The 17,407-nt window shown below is 72.9% G+C and carries 12 protein-coding genes; 5 read left to right on the forward strand and 7 right to left on the reverse strand.

Translation table 11 applies throughout. From position 1 onward, the window contains the following. Window positions 1-195 precede the first annotated feature (195 nt). Together ACLQ2R_RS14285 and ACLQ2R_RS14290 are read right to left on the reverse strand one after the other, a co-directional pair. Complete coding sequence (locus ACLQ2R_RS14285) at window positions 196-747, reverse strand: nitroreductase/quinone reductase family protein (protein WP_425959960.1); 552 nt, start codon at window positions 745-747, stop codon at window positions 196-198. A 76-nt stretch (window positions 748-823) separates the two neighbouring features. Beyond that, window positions 824-1,933 carry an amidohydrolase family protein gene (locus tag ACLQ2R_RS14290; protein ID WP_425959961.1) on the reverse strand — a complete coding sequence of 370 codons (1,110 nt, stop codon included), beginning with the start codon at window positions 1,931-1,933 and terminating at the stop codon, window positions 824-826. Window positions 1,934-2,076: 143 nt separating this feature from the next. On the opposite strand from ACLQ2R_RS14290, the gene ACLQ2R_RS14295 reads away from it, so the two are divergent. From ACLQ2R_RS14295 to ACLQ2R_RS14305, 3 genes are all read left to right on the forward strand, one after another. Next, on the forward strand, window positions 2,077-4,188 hold the full coding sequence (locus ACLQ2R_RS14295; protein ID WP_425959962.1) for a M6 family metalloprotease domain-containing protein: 2,112 nt from the start codon (window positions 2,077-2,079) through the stop codon (window positions 4,186-4,188). 255 nt (window positions 4,189-4,443) lie between these two features. After that, window positions 4,444-7,041 carry a tetratricopeptide repeat protein gene (locus ACLQ2R_RS14300; protein ID WP_425959963.1) on the forward strand — a complete coding sequence of 866 codons (2,598 nt, stop codon included), beginning with the start codon at window positions 4,444-4,446 and terminating at the stop codon, window positions 7,039-7,041. 283 nt (window positions 7,042-7,324) lie between these two features. Then, entirely contained in the window at window positions 7,325-8,143 is an 819-nt protein-coding gene (locus tag ACLQ2R_RS14305) for a tyrosine-protein phosphatase (RefSeq protein WP_425959964.1), read from the forward strand. Window positions 8,144-8,158: 15 nt separating this feature from the next. Here the strand turns inward: ACLQ2R_RS14305 and ACLQ2R_RS14310 are convergent, their stop codons facing one another. Together ACLQ2R_RS14310 and ACLQ2R_RS14315 are read right to left on the reverse strand one after the other, a co-directional pair. After that, on the reverse strand, window positions 8,159-9,277 hold the full coding sequence (locus ACLQ2R_RS14310; RefSeq protein WP_425960049.1) for a Gfo/Idh/MocA family protein: 1,119 nt from the start codon (window positions 9,275-9,277) through the stop codon (window positions 8,159-8,161). Between the two features lie 82 nt (window positions 9,278-9,359). Then, window positions 9,360-10,268: a proteasome assembly chaperone family protein gene (locus ACLQ2R_RS14315; protein ID WP_425959965.1), complete on the reverse strand. Its 909-nt coding sequence runs from the start codon at window positions 10,266-10,268 to the stop codon at window positions 9,360-9,362. 490 nt (window positions 10,269-10,758) lie between these two features. On the opposite strand from ACLQ2R_RS14315, the gene ACLQ2R_RS14320 reads away from it, so the two are divergent. Continuing rightward, entirely contained in the window at window positions 10,759-11,742 is a 984-nt protein-coding gene (locus tag ACLQ2R_RS14320; protein WP_425959966.1) for a 4-epi-cubebol synthase, read from the forward strand. A gap of 72 nt (window positions 11,743-11,814) precedes the next feature. On the opposite strand, the gene ACLQ2R_RS14325 is transcribed toward ACLQ2R_RS14320, so the two are convergent. Then, on the reverse strand, window positions 11,815-13,923 hold the full coding sequence (locus tag ACLQ2R_RS14325) for an ATP-binding protein (protein WP_425959967.1): 2,109 nt from the start codon (window positions 13,921-13,923) through the stop codon (window positions 11,815-11,817). Between the two features lie 167 nt (window positions 13,924-14,090). Here ACLQ2R_RS14325 and ACLQ2R_RS14330 point away from each other — a divergent pair, with 167 nt between their 5' ends. Further along, window positions 14,091-14,255 (forward strand): hypothetical protein, encoded by a 165-nt coding sequence (locus tag ACLQ2R_RS14330; protein WP_425960050.1) that lies wholly within the window; start codon window positions 14,091-14,093, stop codon window positions 14,253-14,255. A 24-nt stretch (window positions 14,256-14,279) separates the two neighbouring features. On the opposite strand, the gene ACLQ2R_RS14335 is transcribed toward ACLQ2R_RS14330, so the two are convergent. Both ACLQ2R_RS14335 and ACLQ2R_RS14340 read right to left on the reverse strand, forming a co-directional pair. Beyond that, window positions 14,280-16,343, reverse strand: coding sequence for a glycosyl hydrolase family 28-related protein (locus ACLQ2R_RS14335; RefSeq protein WP_425959968.1), 2,064 nt, complete (start codon window positions 16,341-16,343; stop codon window positions 14,280-14,282). 254 nt (window positions 16,344-16,597) lie between these two features. Next, on the reverse strand, window positions 16,598-17,365 hold the full coding sequence (locus ACLQ2R_RS14340; RefSeq protein WP_425959969.1) for a class I SAM-dependent methyltransferase: 768 nt from the start codon (window positions 17,363-17,365) through the stop codon (window positions 16,598-16,600). Window positions 17,366-17,407 lie beyond the last annotated feature (42 nt).

The following is a 17,407-nucleotide window of genomic DNA, read 5'->3' on the forward strand; positions in this document are numbered from 1 at the left end:
CGCGCCGCCCCCCCCCCCCCCCCCCCGCCCCCCGCCGGCGGCGGCCGCCCCCCCCCGCCCCCCCCCCCCCCCCCCCCCCCGCCCGGCCCCGGGGGCGGTTCGTTCCCTGGCGCGCCGTGCCCCGCGGCACGGCGCGCGGGGGCGGCTCCCCGGCCCCGCCGGGCCTTCCGGCCCGGCGGGGCCCGGGACGGTTCCCTAGCGCGGCGTGAGGTAGACGACCCCGAGGTTGCGCCGGCGGATCGCCTCCGCCAGTTCCTCGCGGGTCGGCAGGCGGTCGACGTGGACGACGATGCCGAGCCGCTGCTTCGCCTCCTTGAGCCCGATCCGCCGGACCAGGCCCTCCATCTCGGCGGCCATGGTGTCGGGATCGTCCATCAGTTCGGCGCGCATCGGGGTGCGCACCCCCATGTCGGTCACCTCGACGTCGGCGCCGCCGCGCAGGTTCGCCTTCCACCGGGCCTCGGTGTAGACGCAGAGCCTGCCGCCCTCGTCCTGCTTCATGACGGGAACCTCGTACCGCTTGCCGGTCTTTCTCCCGGTGAAATGAAGAAGGATCACATCGCCGATGGTGCGCGCTTTCCCCCTGCGTATCTGGACGCGCATCAGAGGGTTGAAGAGGCGCATCATGAATTTCATCATGATGGGCGTTTCCTTGATGGTCACCGCATGAGTCGTGTTTTCCGCCATGACCCATTGTTTCATCTCCGCATGGAATTGAAAAAGGGTGACGGCCGATTCACGCGTCACGGCGGGGGAGTCCGGGGCCGGGGACGGTGAAACATGGGATGAAAGGACGTTTGGGTGGGAAGGGGCGGGTGCCGGTTCAGGCGAGGCGCCTGCTCCTCGCGTCCCCCGCGTCCTCGGCGCCACCGCCGCCACCGGTGCCGCCGGTGATCCCGGTGCCGCCCCGGTGAGCGGGCTCGTCGAGGCGCCACCGGGCCACGCCGCCCGCGAACGTGGCCACGCACCGGCCCGGCCCCTCGTGCAGCAGGACGGTGTACGGGTCCCGCCCGCCGGGCTCCACCGCGAAGACCGCGAAGTCGGCGCGACCTCCCCGCTCCAGGCAGCCCAGGCGACCGGGACCCTCGCCCATGCCCAGCGCCCGCGCGCCGCCCAGCGTCACGGCCTCGACCAGGAGCCGGTCGTGACCGGGGGCGCGCGAGAGGGCGCGGGCGACGGCCAGCGGGTCGCCGCCGCCACTGGTGCCGATCGCGATCGCGCTCTCGCCGTCGAGGAGCCCGTCGGCGGCGAACGGCGACGAGATGGCGACGACCGTGCCGCGGGCCCGCAGGAGTTTGCGGTCGGCCTCGTCCAGCGGGCCGGAGATCGCGATGTGACAACCGGCGTCGAGCGCCCCGACCTCGTCGAGGAAGGCGACGGTGTGCCGTCCGGGCTCGACGTGCAGGCGCAGGCCGAACGTCCTGGACAGGACGGTCAGGTCCTCCATGACGATCGCGTCCGAGGAGTGGGCGGCGATGCCGATGACGCCCGGGTGGTCCACCTCCCGGATCGCGGTGATCAGCCGGTCGCGCGCCTCGTCCTCCCAGCGGTCCTCGTCCTCGCAGCGGGTCTCCAGGTAGGTGACGCCGCCCAGCCCGGCCTCCCCGAGGGTGGAGGCCGCGTCCAGGTCGGCGGCGATGCCCCCGGCGGCGGTGACGCCGTACACCGAGACCGGGGCCGCGGCGCGGTCGAGCCGCAGGTGGGCGTCGATCAGGCCCGGCACGATCATTCCCGGCCAGTGGACCGGGGTGAGCAGGGGATGGGCGGCCACGATCTCGGCGCGCGGGCCGACCCTGGCGATCCTGTCGTTGCGGACGACGATCGCGCCGTCGTGCACGGGAGGGCCGCAGACGGGGAGCACGACGGGGGCGCAGTGGACGGAGACGACTGCCCGGGCGCGCGTGCCGACGGTCCGACCGGCACGGGTGGGCATAGGCACTCCTGGTGTTCGTCCCCTCCGGAGAGGTTAAGGGGAGTGGCCCCCGATCTCAAATGGGTCTCCGGCGGGTCTCGCCTCCGCCCTTCCTGACAGGGGGCTGTTGATCCCACTGTAAAGGATCTATAGCGTCAATTATCGTGACTCGTCCCCCCAAGCTGGTGAAAGCGGCGATCGCCGCGACCATGCTGATCCTCGCCGGTCTCGCCACCTCCCTCCCCGCCGCCGCCGACCCCGTCCAGGACCCCGAGCACCCCTGGCGCCTGGAGCAGTGGCCCAGGACCCAGCCCTGGCAGCAGGACGCCCCCACCACCCCCGGCGCCGACGCCACGCGCCGCGCCGACCCCGCCGCCCCGGCCGCGATCGACCCGCAGAACTGGAAGAACCCGGACCACATGACGTGGGCCGACTACCGCAAGCCCCCCGGCACGAACTGGGCCGACCCCGCGGTCAAGGGCTCCAAGCGGACCTTCCGCGGCGCGCTCGTCCTGGCCGACTACCCCGGCCGGCCGTTCGTGGTGACCCAGCCCAAGGGCTCGACCGTCTTCGGCAACCCCAGCGCCGAGGCCCACGACATCCCCCGCGACCAGGTCGCCGGCTTCTACCGGGACTTCCTCAACACCCCCGGCGCCCTCAACCGGGGCCACACCATCCACGAGTACTGGATGGAGGACTCCGGAGGCCGCTACGGCGTGGAACTGACCGCGTTCGGGCCGTACGAGATGCCCGGCAAGTCACACGAGTACGCCATGGAGTTCCAGGGCGGCACGGCCTGCCCGGCCGGCGACACCTGCAACCGCAACCTGCGCACCGACGCGCGGGCCGCCTGGAACGGCGCGGTCGGCCCGGAGATCCCCGCGGGCTTCGACTTCATCTTCTACCTGAGCGCCGGACAGGACGAGTCGGCCACCTGGCAGGAGTTCGGCCCGATCAAGTTCCCCACCAAGGAAGCGGTGACCGACGCCTTCGGACCGCCCGACGAGACCCTGCCCAACTGGGCCAGGACCCGCTACGTGGAGTGGACCTCCTGGGCCTCGGCCTCCTCGATCTGGCCCAACGCCGGGGGCGGCTCCTCCACCCAGGCCGAGAGCTCCGGGCAGGGCGTCTACGCCCACGAGCTCAGCCACATCCTCGGCATCGGCGACAACTACAACAACCCGTTCGGGGTGCCGCCGCGCCGGGCCTACACCGGCGTCTGGGAGATGCTCAGCCGGGGCAGCTTCAACGGCCCCGGGGGCCCGCACAGCCGCTGGCTGATCCCGCCCACCGCGGGCGCCTCGATGGGTGCCCAGCACATGCTCCGCAACAAGATCAAGCTGGAGATGGTGGACGAGGCCAACGTGCTGCGCCTGTCCAGGGAGGCGCTGGCCGAGTCCGGCCTCGTCGTGGCGAACGTGACCGCCCGCGTCGTCCAGCCGGGGGCGAAGGACCTGTCCGGCGTCAACATCGCCTTCACCGGCGGCGACCGCGCCCCGGCCTGCGACGTGGGCACCGACCCGTTCTGCGACGGCGGCGGCTACGACAACTACACCATCGAGGTCGTGGACCGGATGGGCGCCGACTCCTTCACGCCCGACTCCGGCGTGCTGCTGGCCAAGACCAAGAACGTCGACCAGGCCCCCTTCGAATGGGTGGTCGACGCCAACCCGCAGGACATCGGCATGACCGACTACGTCCTGCCGGACGGCACCGCCGTGCCCATCACGATCGGCGACTACCGCCAGCTCTCGGACGCGCTCTTCCACGCCGGCACCGGCTCGGGCTCGGAGTTCGAGTACGTGGACCAGGCCAACAGGCTGCACTTCTACGTCCTGGACCTCAAGCGCGACCGCAAGGGCGTCCTCTCCTACACCGTGGCCGTCCGCTCCCTGGACGGCGCCGGGCCGAACCGGCGCGGGGTCACGGTGCTGCCCACGCTGGGACTGCCGTCCAAGGGCGGCGCCTCGACGTGCCGCTTCCCGCTGTTCAACACCGGCAGGACCGCGCCGGTGCGGGGGACGCACCCCGAGGACGTGAGCGCCCACCTCTCCGGTGACGTCTACCGCCTCTCGGCGACGGTCTCGGGACGGGGATGGACGGCCTCGCTGCCCAACGAGCTCGCCACCGCCGAGCCGGGCCGGAGCGCCCAGGTCACGGCCGTGGCCCGCAGGGCCGCCGGAGGCTCCCGCCTCGCCACGGTGACCCTGACCGCGGTCTCCGAGAGCGACCCGTCCAAGAAGGCCAAGGCGACCTGCCACGTGCTGGGACGCTGAGGACCCGCCTCACCGCCCGCGTCACCGACGGTGACATCGCCCGCGTCACCGACGGTGACATCGTCCATGGCACCGGCCGCGTCGTCGCCGGCGCCGTCGTCCGCGTCACCCGGGTCGTCGCCCGGGTGACGCGGCGCCACCGGGTGGCCGTCTGGTTCAATTTCCAGGAATCAAGGGACATGCCGGCCGCCACGGGGAGGCCGCGGGCGTGCCGTGGTCCTCGTGCGAGGGGTGTGGATGGCCGGGGCGCCGAACGTGCCTGACAAGCCCAGCAAGCCCGACAGGGCCGACAGGGCCGAGAGGCCGGATCTCCGGCCGCCCGGCCGGCGGCCGGGACGCCGGATCCGCCTCGCCGCGCCCGCCGCGGCCGGGCTGGCCGCCGCCGTGGCCAGCGTCCTGGCCACCTCGCTGGACGTGTGGGACCTGCCCCTTCAGGCCAAGGTCGGCGTCACCGCGGTCGCCGGGCTGCTGGTCGGCCTGCTCACCTGGGCGACGGCCGGCAGCCGGGCCGAGGAGCGCGGCGCCTCGGCGGGAACGATCTGGCGCCCGCCAGACCAGTGGCCGCCGGTCTCCGCGCACTTCACCGGCCGTACCGAGTCGCTGGCCGAGCTGCGCGAGGTCTTCGCCGCGCGCCACCGCTCCCGCGACCACGCGGACGCCGCCCCGCTGGTCGTCTCGGTGTACGGCAGGGGCGGGGTGGGCAAGTCCATGCTCATCGCCCGCTTCGGTCACGACGTCGCCGGCGACTTCCCCGACGGGCGGCTGTACGCCGACCTGCGGGGCCAGGTGGAGGCCCCGGTCGACCCCGCCGAGGTGCTGATCGGCTTCCTGCGCGCGCTCGGCGTGCGCCTCACCACCGACCCCGGCGGCCTGGCCGAGCTCCGCGCCCTCTGGCTGACCTGGACCAAGGGCAGGCGCATCCTGATCAACCTGGACAACGCCCGCGACGGCGACCAGGTCAAGGCCCTGATCCCGGCCGATCCCGGCTGCGCGGTCCTGATCACGTCCCGGCAGCCGCTCTTCCTGCTCAACACCTACGACAAGCAGCTGTCGGTGTTCGACGAGGCCCAGGGCGTGGAACTGCTGGCCAGGCTCGCCGGGCACGACCGGGTGGCCGCCGACCCGGAGGCGGCCCGGGAGATCGTACGGATGTGCGACCACCTGCCGCTGGCCATCGGCATCTGCGGCGGGCGCCTGGCCACCAGGGAGAACTGGACCCTGCGCCGGTTCGCCGACCGGCTGCTCGACGAGCGCCGGCGCCTGGACCAGCTGGAGATCGCCCGCAGCCTCGACAAGAGCGTGCGCGCCTCCCTCCAGCTCAGCCACGACGACTGCACCGGACTGCAACGCCGCCTGCTGCGCCTGCTCAGCCTGATCGACGCCCCGGACGTGCCCGGCTGGGTGGCCGGTGAGCTGCTCGCCACCTCCGAGCCGGAGGGCGCCGACCAGCTGGAGGCGCTCATCGACGCCCAGCTCGCCGAGTGCTCGGGCACCGACCTGTCCGGGGCGATGCGCTACCGGCTGCACGACCTGGTGAAGATCTTCGCCAGGGAGCCGGCGCTCGCCGAGGACGAGGCCCGCCGCCGGGCCGCCATCGAGCGGGTCCTGTCCGGCTACCGTCGCCGGGCCGAGGCCGCGGCCGTGGCCCGCTGGCCCCAGGACTGGGGACGCGCCAGGCCCGCCGGTCGGGAGCCGGGGCCCGAGCCGGTGACGTCGGCCGAGGTCTCGGCGGCCGACTGGCTCAACGCCGAGCGGCTGACCCTGGTCGCGGTGATCGGCCAGGCCAGGAGCATGGAGATGTGGGAGCTGGCCTGGGGCCTGGGCAGGGCCTTCTGCTCGCTCTGCCACTCGCTGCGGGCCTACTGGTCCGACTGGCGTACGGTCGCCGAGATCCTGTGCGAGGCCGCGGAGCGGACGGGCGACCCGCGCGCGCTGGGCATCGCGCTGCTGGACCGGGCGGCGGTGGCGGGCGGGCAGGGCGGCCACCGCAGCGCCCTGCGCGACGCCGAACGGGCACTGGAGATCTTCGAGGGGCTCGGCGAATCGTGGTGGGCGGCGCGGGCGAGGCGCGCGGTCGGCATGACCCTGTTCAACGACGGCAACCTCGACCGCGGGCAGGACTACCTGGCCGGCGCGATCACCGTCTTCACCGACGAGGACGACCGCTGGTGGGCGGCCAGGACCCGGCGCAACCTCGCCGAGCTCCGGCTGGCCCAGCGCAGGCCCGCCGAGGCGCGGAAGCTGCTGGAGGAGGCCCTGGGCGTGTTCGAGCGCGACCGCAACCGCTACTCCGAGGCGCAGACGCTGCGCGCGTACGGCGAGGTGCTCGGCGCGACCGCCAGGTCCCTGCGCGCCGACGGCGACGACCGCGCCGCGGGGGAGGACTTCACCAGGGCCGGGCTCAGCCTGGACCGGGCCGCGGAGATGTTCCGGCTGCGCGGCGAGCTGTGGGAGGAGGCCAGGTGCCTGCGCGCGGCCGGCGAGGTCGGCGATCCGTCCAACGCGCTGCGCGAGCTCACCTACGTGCGCCGCGCCGCCGAGATCCTGGTCGCGCTCGGTGACACGTGGGGGGTCGCCAGGAGCGAGCTGTCGGCCGGGCGCGCCCTGGGCAGGCTGGGCCGTACGGGAGAGGCGCTGGAGTCCCTGCGCCGGGCCGTGCGCGACTTCGAGGAGCTGGGCGACCGCTGGTGGATGGCCAGGAGCCTGCGCTACCTGGGGGAGACGCACCTGGAGGCGGACGAGAGGGGGGCGGCGGCGGAGGTGCTGCGGCGGGCCCTGGACATCTACCGCAGCCTGGGCAACCGGGCCGGGATGGACCGCACCCTGGAACTGCTGCGCCGCGCGGGCGGCTGAACCTCCTCGCCGCGGGGCCCGATCGGTCCTTGCGCGAGCCTCGCACCCAAGGGCGTGCTCCGACGCGAAGATTCGCGGGCCCCGCAGGGCGCGATCGGTCTTTCCACGGGCTTGCTCCGGCGCGAAGGCTCACAGGTCCCGCAGGGCGCGGTCGGTCCTTCCGCGAGCCTGATACGGGGATCGATGCGTGTTCGTCGGCGCCGTCCAAGGATGTCGGTAGTTACGGCAACAGGCGCCCCCTGTTAACGGTCCGCTGGTAAAGCGGCGTATAAGCTCGGGGGCGATGAGAGACTTCACGCGCTGGATCGAACTCGAAGGTGCCGTCAACGTCCGCGACCTCGGCGGGCTCGCCACGGTGGACGGCGGGACAACGCGCTTCGGCCGGATCTACCGGTCGGACAACCTGCAGGGACTGACCGAGCGGGACGTGCGGGTGCTCGTCGGCGACCGCGAGCTCCGCAACGTCGTCGACCTGCGCTCCGGGCCGGAGGTGCGCCTGGAGGGGCCGGGGCCGCTCACCGCCGTGCCGCAGGTGAGCATCCACCACCTCACGCTCTTCGCCGAGGGCGGCCTGTACACCGACGTCGAGGCCGACACGGCCGGGGGCGACGCGATCGAGGGCGACAAGGTGCTGCCCTGGACCGCGCGCGACGAGAACGACGAGCGCATGGCCGAGCTGCGGGTGACCGGCTACTACTACGGCTACATCCGCGACCGCCCCGACTCGGTCCTGGCGGCGTTGCGGGCCATGGCCCTCGACGACGGCGCCGCGATCGTGCACTGCGCGGCCGGCAAGGACCGCACCGGGGTGCTCTGCGCCCTGGCGCTGGAGGTCGCCGGCGCCACCCGGGAGGCGATCGTCGACGACTACGTCGCCACGGGCGACCGCCTGGAGGGCATCCTGGCCCGGCTGCGCGCCAGCGAGACCTACCGCGTCGACCTCGACAACCGGCCGGCCGACGACCACCGTCCCCGCGCCGAGTACATGCGGCAGTTCCTGGGCGTCCTGGACGAGCGCTTCGGGGGACCGCTGGCCTGGCTCGCCTCGCAGGGCTGGACCGAGTCCGACTCCCGCACGCTCCGCGCCCGCCTGCGCGACTGACCCGCGACCGGGTGGTCAGAGGGTGACGACCCGGCGTTCGGCGGCCGAGAGGCGGGCGGCCTCCAGGACGGCGAGGGCGGCGGCGACCTCCTCCGGCTCGACCGGCGGCGGGGCGCCGTCGCGCAGGCAGGCCAGCACGGCCGGGTAGAAGCCGCCGTAGCCGCCGGGCTCGGTGCGCACGGCGCGGTTCCCACCGGCAGTTCCGTCGGTGCCCTCAGCGGCGCCGGAACCGTCGGCGCCGACGGTGCCCCACCGCTCACCGGGCTCCTCGCCGAACCCCGGCGAGGCCGGGGTCAGCCCGGCCCGCAGCTGCTCCTCCTGCACGTCCAGGCCGTACTTCACGTAGCCCGCCCGGGTCCCCAGCACCCGGAAACGAGGGCCGAGCCTGGGGGTGAGCGCGCCGGCCCACAGGTGGGAACGGGCCCCGCCCGCGTGGGACAGGGCGACGAACACGTCGTCGTCGGCGCTCACGCCGTCGCGCCGGACGTCGGTCTCGGCGTAGACGTCGACGACCGGGCCGAGCAGGCGCAGGGCCTGGTCGACCAGGTGGCTGCCGAGATCGTAGAGCAGCCCCGGGATCTCCTCGGCGCCGCCCGTCTCGCGCCAGCCGCCCTTGGGCACGGGCCGCCACCGCTCGAAGCGCGACTCCAGCCGGGTCACCTGGCCCAGCTCGCCCGCCTCGACCAGCCGGGCGACCGTCAGGAAGTCGCCGTCCCAGCGCCGGTTCTGGAAGACCGTCAGCATCAGGCCGCGCTCCCGCGCCAGCGCCGCCAGCTCGCGGGCCTCGGCGGCGGTCGCCGCCAGCGGCTTGTCCACCACGACGGGCAGGCCCGCGCCGAGCGCGGCCCGCGCCAGCGGGACGTGGGTACGGTTGGGGGAGGCGATCACGACCAGGTCGACGGCACCGGCCCCTTCGGACGTGCCGCCGGAACCCGCCGCGCCGGTCGTCCCCCAGAGCGCGGCGGCGTCCGGGACCGCCCGGGCGCCGTACTTCGCCTCCGCCTCGGCGGCCCGCGCGGGGTCGCGGGTGACCACGGCGGACAGCCGCAGGCCAGGGGTGGCCGCGATCAGCGGGGCGTGGAAGAACGCCCCCGCCACCCCGTACCCGATCAGGCCGACCCGCAGGTCGTCCACCGCGCCGTCCGCCGCGCCGGGAGCGGTCACCGCGCTGCCCGTCGCGCCGGGGTCGTCCGCCGCGCCGTTCGTCGTGCCGGGGTCAGTCACCGCGCTGCTCGTCGCGTTCGGCCAGGAACGCCTCGAACTGGGCGGCGAGCTCCTCCCCGGTGGGCATCTCCGAGCTCTCGGCCATCAGGCTCTCCCGCTCGGCACCGGCGGCGAACGCGTCGTACTGCTGCTCCAGGCCGGTGATCGCGGTGGACAGCTCCTGGGAGGCCTGGATCTGCTCGGCGATCTCGGCGTCGGTCTTCTCGGCGGCCTCGCGCAGGCCGTCCAGCGGGAAGACCAGCCCGGTGCCCCTGGTGACCGCGTCCAGGGCGGCCAGCGCGGCCGTGGGGTACTCCGCCTGGGCCAGGTAGTGCGGGACGTGCACGGCGTAGCCGAGGGCGTCGTAGCCCTTGGCTCCCAGCCTGAACTCGACCAGCGAGGCCGCGCTGCCCGGCACCTGCACCTTGCCGAAGGCGCTGGTCTGGCCGGCGACGAGCTCGGGGCGGCTGGCGTGGCCGGTGACGCCCAGCGGGCGGGTGTGCGGCACGGCCATCGGGATGCCGTGGGTGGTCACCAGCCTGCCGACGCCCAGCCGGGCGGCCAGCGTCTCCATGGCGGCGGCGAACAGCTCCCACTCCCGGTCCGGCTCGGGGCCGGTGAGCACCAGGAACGGCGTGCTCGTGGTGTCGTGGAGCAGGTGCACCACGAGCTCCGGGCTCTCCACCGCCACCCAGCGGTCGGTGTCGAAGGTCATCACGGGACGCCGGGAGCGGTAGTCCAGCAGGCGATCCACGTCGAACGTCGCCACGACCCGGTGCTCCAGCTCGTCGAGCAGGTGGGCGATGGCGAGCCGTCCGGCGGCGCCAGCGTCCACGAACCCGTCGAAGTGGTAGAGCAGCACCGGATCGGTCAGCTCAGGGACATCCCCGCTGAGCCGGTAAAGATCCGTCGGGTCGGACACCGTTTCCAGCCTTTCGTCGGTCTTCTCTTCAGCTCAACCCGCCAGGGGTCCGCCGAATTCCGCAGACACTCACCGATCACCGGGAACCCTACCGGGGCACAACGGGTCACATGCAGCCTGACCCGGAGCCGGAGAGGTTCGCACCCGTCCGATCGACCGGGCCGGGAGCGGCGGGACCGGGGCCGTGCTCCCGCGCGGGACCGGAGCCGAGGCCGTGCTCCTACGCGGGACCGGAGTCCCGGCCGGACCGGCCACGCCCGGGCCGGCACGTCGCCGGCGGAGCGGTGTTCGCGGGGAAACCCGCTGTGACCAGGGCATCACCCCAGGTCGGCGCCGATCGGGGCGCCGGGCCACCGGAGCCGCGATCATGATCGGGACGTCCGGCCAGGGTGAGCCCCCGAAATGATTCGACCGTCAATGCCCTAGATCGCGGCATGGACCTGATTGGCGACGTATATGAAAACGGCCCCGCTTCGGTCATTCTGGGGACGTGGGAACTACTACTCCGCGTAGGTCCGGCCTACCTCTCCGCATCCCTCCCCTGCGCTGCCCCTTCCCCAGTGAGATCAGTCCCTACGTCGAGAGGGTCAACACCGAGACCCTCGACTGGCTCGCGGAGACGGGCCTGCTGGAGGACACCGACACCCTGGAGCGCTACCGGCGGGCCAAGTACGGCTGGCTGGGGGCGCGCACCTATCCGTACGCCGAACACCACACCCTGCGCCTGGCGACCGACTGGTGCGTCTGGCTGTTCGCCTTCGACGACGCCTTCTGTGAGGAGAACCGCGGCGCGGGCGAGATCAGCCGCGCCCTTCCCGGGTTCCTCGCCGTCCTCGACGACCTGGACGAGGACGACAAGGTCGACGACGCCTTCGCCAGGGCGCTGCTGGAGATCAAGTGCAGGATCGCCCGGTACGGCGACCCCGACCAGCTCGACCGCTGGAGGACCGTCACCAAGGACTACCTCTTCGCCCAGGTGTGGGAGGCCGCCAACCGCGAGGCCGACGTGGTGCCCAAGCCGGACGACTACATCTTCATGCGGCGGCGTACCGGCGCCATGCTCACCGTCTTCGCCCTCATCGACGTCGCCAGCGGCCGCAGTCTCTCCCCCGAGGAGTGGCGCCACCCCGCGGTCAGGGCGATCACCGAGAACGCCAACGACGTCGTCGTCTGGGACAACGACCTCATCTCGTACGCCAAGGAGAGCGAGGGCGCCAACTCCCGCAACAACCTGGTGAACGTGCTGGCCACGCACCGGGGCCACTCCCGCCAGCACGCCATGGAGGCGATCGGCGCCATGCGCGACCGGGCCATCGCCGAGATGGTGGGACTGCGCCCCGCCCTGGAGGCGCTCGGCTCCGAGGCGGTGCTCGCGTACGTGCGCGGCCTGGAGTTCTGGATCAGCGGCAGCGTCGACTACTCGCTGACCAGCACCCGCTACACCACCGCCTGGGAACGGCGCGAACCCCGCTGAGCCGCCGCCGGTGGACCCCGTCCGGGGGCACCGGCGGCGCGGGCCCGCCCCGCGCGGCGGCCGGCGCGGGCTTCACAGCGGCCGCTCGTCCTCGTGGTCGCCGAGCGCGAGGATGATCAGCTCCTCCAGGTTCATCTTCCTGCCCTGGGCGAACGCCTCCTCCTGGGCCTGGTCGCCCAGGAGGCGCTTGCACTCCTTGATGCAGCGCTCGTGCTCGACGTTGAAGAACGGCGAGCCGAGCTGCGGCATCCCGAAGGTCCGCCAGTTGGCCTGGCCGCCGCCCATCAGCCGGGAGGCGAGCTCCGGCTGCCCCTCCTCCAGCGCCTGCTTGGCCACCACCTCGATCGCCAGGCCGATGCCGAGCACGTCGTGGAAGTAGCGCTTGAGGCGGAGCGCCTCACGGGCGTTCGACATGGCCTCGGCCGACCTGCCCATCGCCTGGTACACGCTGGCGAGCGCGTAGATGGCGTACGAGCGCAGCCACAGCTCGCCCCGCTGGGTGCAGACCGCGATGCAGTCGCGCAGCAGCACCTCGGCCTCGGCGGGCTCGTTCTGGATGAGCAGCACCATGGACAGCTCGACGATCGAGGGCAGCAGGCCCGGGTTGAGCTCGCGCCCGCTCTTGTGGAACTCGATCGCCACCCCCAGCAGCGCGCTCGCCTTCTGCAGGTCGTTCTGCAGGAACGCGGCCGTGCCGAGCATCTTGGTGGCCAGGATGACCGCGCCGGAGTCGCCGACCCTGACGGCGTCGGAACTGCACTGCTCGGCCGCCTCGACGGCGCCGCTGATGTTGCCCTGCGCGCTGTGGATGTAGGACAGCACCCACAGGGCCTTGCACCGGTCGGGGGTCGGCTGGGTCGCCAGCTCCAGGGTCTTCTCCAGGTACAGCCGGCCCTCGCGGGCCAGGCCGCAGGCCACCCACATGAACCACAGCGAGGACAGGAGCTTCAGCCCCGCCTGCACCTCGCCCGGGGTGCGCAGGCAGTGGTCGAGCGCGACGCGGATGTTGTCGTGCTCGTGGCGCATCCTGACGTACCAGTAGACCTGGCGGGCGCCGGACCACGCCTCCTCGCTCCGCTTGGCGAGCTGCAGGTAGTAGTCGCGGTGCCGCTGCCGGATCACGGCGGTCTCGCCCAGCTTCTCCAGCCACTCCTCGCCGTACTGCCGCAGGGTGTCGATCAGCCGGTAGCGGTGCCCGGACGGCGTGCCGTCGCTCAGCAGGATCGACTTCTCCACGAGGCTGGAGATGAGATCCATGATGTCCTCGGAGGGGAGGTTGTCCCCGGAGCAGACGTAGCGGGCGGCGTCGAGCTCGAAGTCCCCGGCGAAGACCGACAGCCGCGCCCACAGCAGCCGCTCGGCGGGCTCGCACAGCTCGTGGCTCCAGCCGATCGCGGCACGCAGCGTCTGGTGCCGGGGCAGCGCGGTGCGGCTGGCGCCCGCGAGCAGGCTGAACCGGTCGGCCAGCAGGCCGAGGATCTGCTCCACCGACAGGGCGCGCATCCGCACGGCGGCCAGCTCGATGGCGAGGGGGATGCCGTCGAGGCGGCGGCAGAGCTCGGCCACCGGCCCGATGTTGTTCTCGTCGAGCTGGAAGCTTGGCACCACCGCGCTCGCCCGCACGGCGAAGAGCTGCACCGCCTCGTTGGTGAAGACGTCCTCGCCGGGCGAGTCACCGGGGACGGCCAGCGGCGGGATGGCGATCGTGTGCTCGCCCCTGGCGTTGAGCGACTGGCGGCTGGTCGCCAGGATGGTCAGCCCGGGGGCGCCGGCGAGGAGGTCCTCGAAGAGCGCGGCGCACGCGTCGACCAGGTGCTCGCAGGTGTCGATGATCAACAGGAGCTCGCGGTCGCCCAGCCACTCGATCAGCGTCTCGTCCGCCGAGCGGGCGGACTGGTCGGCGATGCCGAGGGCGGAGGTGATCGTGTGGCGGACCATGCCGGAGTCCTGGAGGCGGGCCAGGTCGGCGAACCAGACGCCGTCCCCGAACCGGCTCCGCATCTCGTGCGCGATCCGCAGGGCGGTGCGGGACTTGCCGACGCCCCCGATGCCGGTCACGGTGACCAGGCGGTGCTCGCCCAGCCGCTGCCGGAGTGTGGTGAGCAACCTGGTGCGTCCCACGAAGCTGGTCAGCTCGTTGGGGAGATTGCCGTCTCGCCGCCATCCTGATGGCGTTGTCATGGCGCCTCACGGGGGGTAGCTGAAACCTGCCACCGCATCGTACCGCCTGGTTTCCCGCCTGTCCCCGGCGTTGCCGGGCAGGGGCGGTCTTTCCGGGCACTCACCCCGCGCCGGTGTACGGGCGGCTTCCCGGGCGCCCGGCCCGCGCGGGTGGCTAGCATGGGATCGTGACAGTGCCAGAACCCGATGACCTGCGCCCCGTCGACTTCGCCGACGACGGCCTGCCGATCCTGCCCGACCAGACCGTGGACGACACCGACCTCGGCTGGAGCGAGTGGCGCGAGGCCGACGACGACGCCCGCCTGATCGCGGACCGCCCGCCCCACTGGTGAGGCGGGCGGTCCCCGATCAGGTGATCACCAGGGGGACGGCGCCGGCGGCGCCACCACCGGCGGGCGGTCGTCGCAGGTGATGGTGTTCGGCAGCAGCCAGGGCGCGAGCCAGGAGCCGTCGTTGCCGCCGAGGTCGGTCAGCGAGAACTCCGAGCCGGTGGACGGGAAGCCGAACGACCCGCAGTTGTTGACGCCGACCGCGCCGACGTTGCGGGCGTCCACGTTCTCGAAGGTCGCCGAGCCCTTCACGCGGGCGCTGACCACCGAGGTGCCCGTGCCGTCGACCCTGGTGTCCTTGAAGTGGACGCCGTTGATCGAGTAGAGGTCCTTCACGCCCCAGTCGCTGACCAGCATGATCGCGTTGTAGGTGTTGTCGAGGAAGTGGTTGCCGGCCACCTGGACGTCCGCGTCGATGCTCTTGTCGAGCGCGTAGAACCAGATGGCCCCCAGGCCGATCTTCCAGTTCAGCTCGAACGTGCCGGCGCGGACCGTGGTGTTGTCCTTGATCGACAGTTTCCCGGCGAACGCCTCGGCGCCGAAGCGGGATCCGACGTGGAGCGCGCTGCCCTCGCGGACCGGGTCGGCCACCAGGTTGTTCGAGACGGTGTTGTCGGTGCCGCCGTAGACGGCGATGCCGTTGGCCAGGGTCGGCGTCTGCACGGTGTTGCGGTCGAACGTGTTGCCGGTGTTGGCGATCTTCTCCGACCACAGGGCGAGGCCGTCGTCACCCGTGTTGCGGGTGACGTTGTTCGACACGACCGAGTTCGTGACACCGCCGTGGAAGTTGAGGGCGTCGGCGATCTGGTCGACGATGATGTTGTTCGTGATCCTCAGGTTCGTCATCGGCCCGTCGAACCACATGCCGACCTTGGTGTGGCGGATGTGCAGGCCGTCGACGGTCGAGTCGCTCAGCGCCCCGCCGATCGCGTTCACCTGGTCGGTGTCGATGCGCTCGCGGACGTCGCCCTCGATCGCGAAGCCGGACAGGTGGACGTTCCTGCTGCCGCCCGCCGAGGCGTCCTTGCCGTAGAAGCCGACGCCGGTGTGGGTCGAGCCGTCGGGGGCGGGGGAGGGGAGGGCGACCTCCTTGCCCTTGATGATCGTGTACCAGTTACCGGCGCCCTCGATCGTCACGTCGTCGACGACGATGTGGCGGTTCACCTGGTAGACGCCCGGGGGGACGTACACCTTGAGGTGCTTGCGCTTGGCGAAGGCGATGGCTTTGTCGAACGCGGCGGCGGAGTCGCGGCGGCCGAACGGGTCGGCGCCGAACGCCAGGACGTTCGCCGCGACGAGCCGGACGCGCGGCGCGCCGACGAGCTCGGAGTCGAGCAGGTCGACGACCGTCCACGCGGCCTTGCTCGCGGCCGGGACGGTCAGCCGCACCCGGTCGCCCGCCCGGTAGGTGCGGCCGAGCAGCAGGCGCTGCTCGTCGTAGAAGTGGGTGGGGCGGAACGGCTTGGTGATGACCGGCGCCGGGGTCGTGGCCGAGGGCACGCAGGCGCACTCGGTGATCCACCAGTCGGGGTGGAGCAGGTCGGCGCCGGGGTCGTTGGTGAACGGGTACTGGTTGTACAGCCAGGAGTACTGCGAGGTGAGGGTCATCGCCCGCCTGCCGCCGCCGTTGACCGTGACGTCGAGCGGCGCGGTGATGCCGCCGCCGCCCGGCGCGTCGGGGATGCTGTAGCGCACCGTGATCGCGTTGGCGGTGGCCGGCAGCGTGAACTCCACGTGCTGGCCGGGGGTCAGCCTGACCGCCCTGCGGCCGGAGGCCTCGGACGGCAGCGTGTACGCGGTCCGGTCGGGGCCGATGACGGTGCCGTTCGTGACGGCGTTCTCGGCCTCCTGCTCGGCGAAGCGGACGTCGGCGCCCCGGCCCGCGACGAGCGCCGGGTTCAGGGCCGCGCGCGTGACGACGGGGGCGGCGGCGCGGGCCGTGCCGCCCGCGGCCCGGTCGGCGAGGGCGGGACCCGCGGGCACGGCGCCGAGCCCGGCGACGGTGACGGTCAGCGTCGTGACCGCCACCGCCGCTCTGCGCGCCGACCTGCCGGACCACCTCGCCATGGCTCCTGTGATGCTGCGCGACATCGAACGCTCGTTTCTCTCGGGGGGTGGGCACCTGAGGGCGCTCGGGGGCGGACGCCATGAGGGTGAGGTGACAGTAGGACTCGCGTACACCGTTCCACAAGGGTTCTGTGAAATAATTTCGTAACGTTGCCACATCTCTGCGTTACTTCTACATCTTCTTGCAAAGAGCTGTCAGGGCGACCGGCCTGCGGGAGCGCGGTCGTGGCGCGGGCGCGAGGCGGCGGGCCCGCGAGGGGCGGCCCGGGGAGGGGCCGCTACAGCTCGTGGCGCCGGCGCGCGAGGTGGACGGTGATGTCGGCGGCGAGCTCGACCGTCTCCGGCAGGACCCGCATGATCCGCTCGAACACCCGCTCCCGCTCCGGGGCCGGCAGCACGAGGTAGGCCGAGACGGTCGACAGATGGCCGACGTAGTCGCGGGCGCTCAGGGCCGGGCGCCGCTCGATCGTGCACTGCCGGACATCGGTGAACAGCCGGGAGCGCCGCAGCTCCGTACCCGGCCACTGCATGTCGCTCTCCGCGGGCGTGCCGTCGGGTGAGGGGACGTCGTCGCTCTCCAGGAACGGCGACCGCGCCACGCGCACGGCCTCCTCCACGGCCGGGTCGGCCGGCCGGAGCGGCCCGCCGAACGAGGCGAACACGCCGTCCGGCTCCAGGAGCGAGGCCATGCGTGACCACCGCCCCCGCGGGTCGGTCCAGTGCAGCGCCGCCGCCGCGTAGACCAGCCCGTACCTGCGGCCCGGCCGCAGGTCCTCGAACGCGGCCCGCACGACCCTGACGCCCGCCGGTACGTTCCCGCGCAGCTCGGCGAGCATGGCCTCGTCGGGTTCGGTCGCGGTGACCGCGACCCCCCGCCGGGCGAACAGGCGGGTCGCCTTGCCCGTCCCGGCGCCGATCTCCAGGGCCGTGCGGACCGGCCGGGCCGCGTACGCCGCCACCATGTCGAAGAGCTCCTCGGGGTATCCCGGCCGGAACCGTTCGTACGCCTCCGCGACGGTCCCGAAGCTCAGTGCGCGATCAGACATGCGGAGCATCCTGACACGGGGCGGGAAGGCCCGCCGGGAACC

Source organism: Streptosporangium sp. DT93 (genome assembly GCF_049844535.1).
Classification (GTDB): Bacteria; Actinomycetota; Actinomycetes; order Streptosporangiales; family Streptosporangiaceae; genus Streptosporangium.

What these genes read in the sequence shown, in the direction of transcription:
- ACLQ2R_RS14340 (WP_425959969.1), bottom strand. Translation starts at nt 17,365, where the DNA reads ATGTCTGATCGCGCACTGAGCTTCGGGACCGTCGCGGAGGCGTACGAA.
- ACLQ2R_RS14335 (WP_425959968.1), bottom strand. Translation starts at nt 16,343, where the DNA reads ATGTCGCGCAGCATCACAGGAGCCATGGCGAGGTGGTCCGGCAGGTCG.
- ACLQ2R_RS14290 (WP_425959961.1), bottom strand. Translation starts at nt 1,933, where the DNA reads ATGCCCACCCGTGCCGGTCGGACCGTCGGCACGCGCGCCCGGGCAGTC.
- ACLQ2R_RS14325 (WP_425959967.1), bottom strand. Translation starts at nt 13,923, where the DNA reads ATGACAACGCCATCAGGATGGCGGCGAGACGGCAATCTCCCCAACGAG.
- ACLQ2R_RS14305 (WP_425959964.1), top strand. Translation starts at nt 7,325, where the DNA reads ATGAGAGACTTCACGCGCTGGATCGAACTCGAAGGTGCCGTCAACGTC.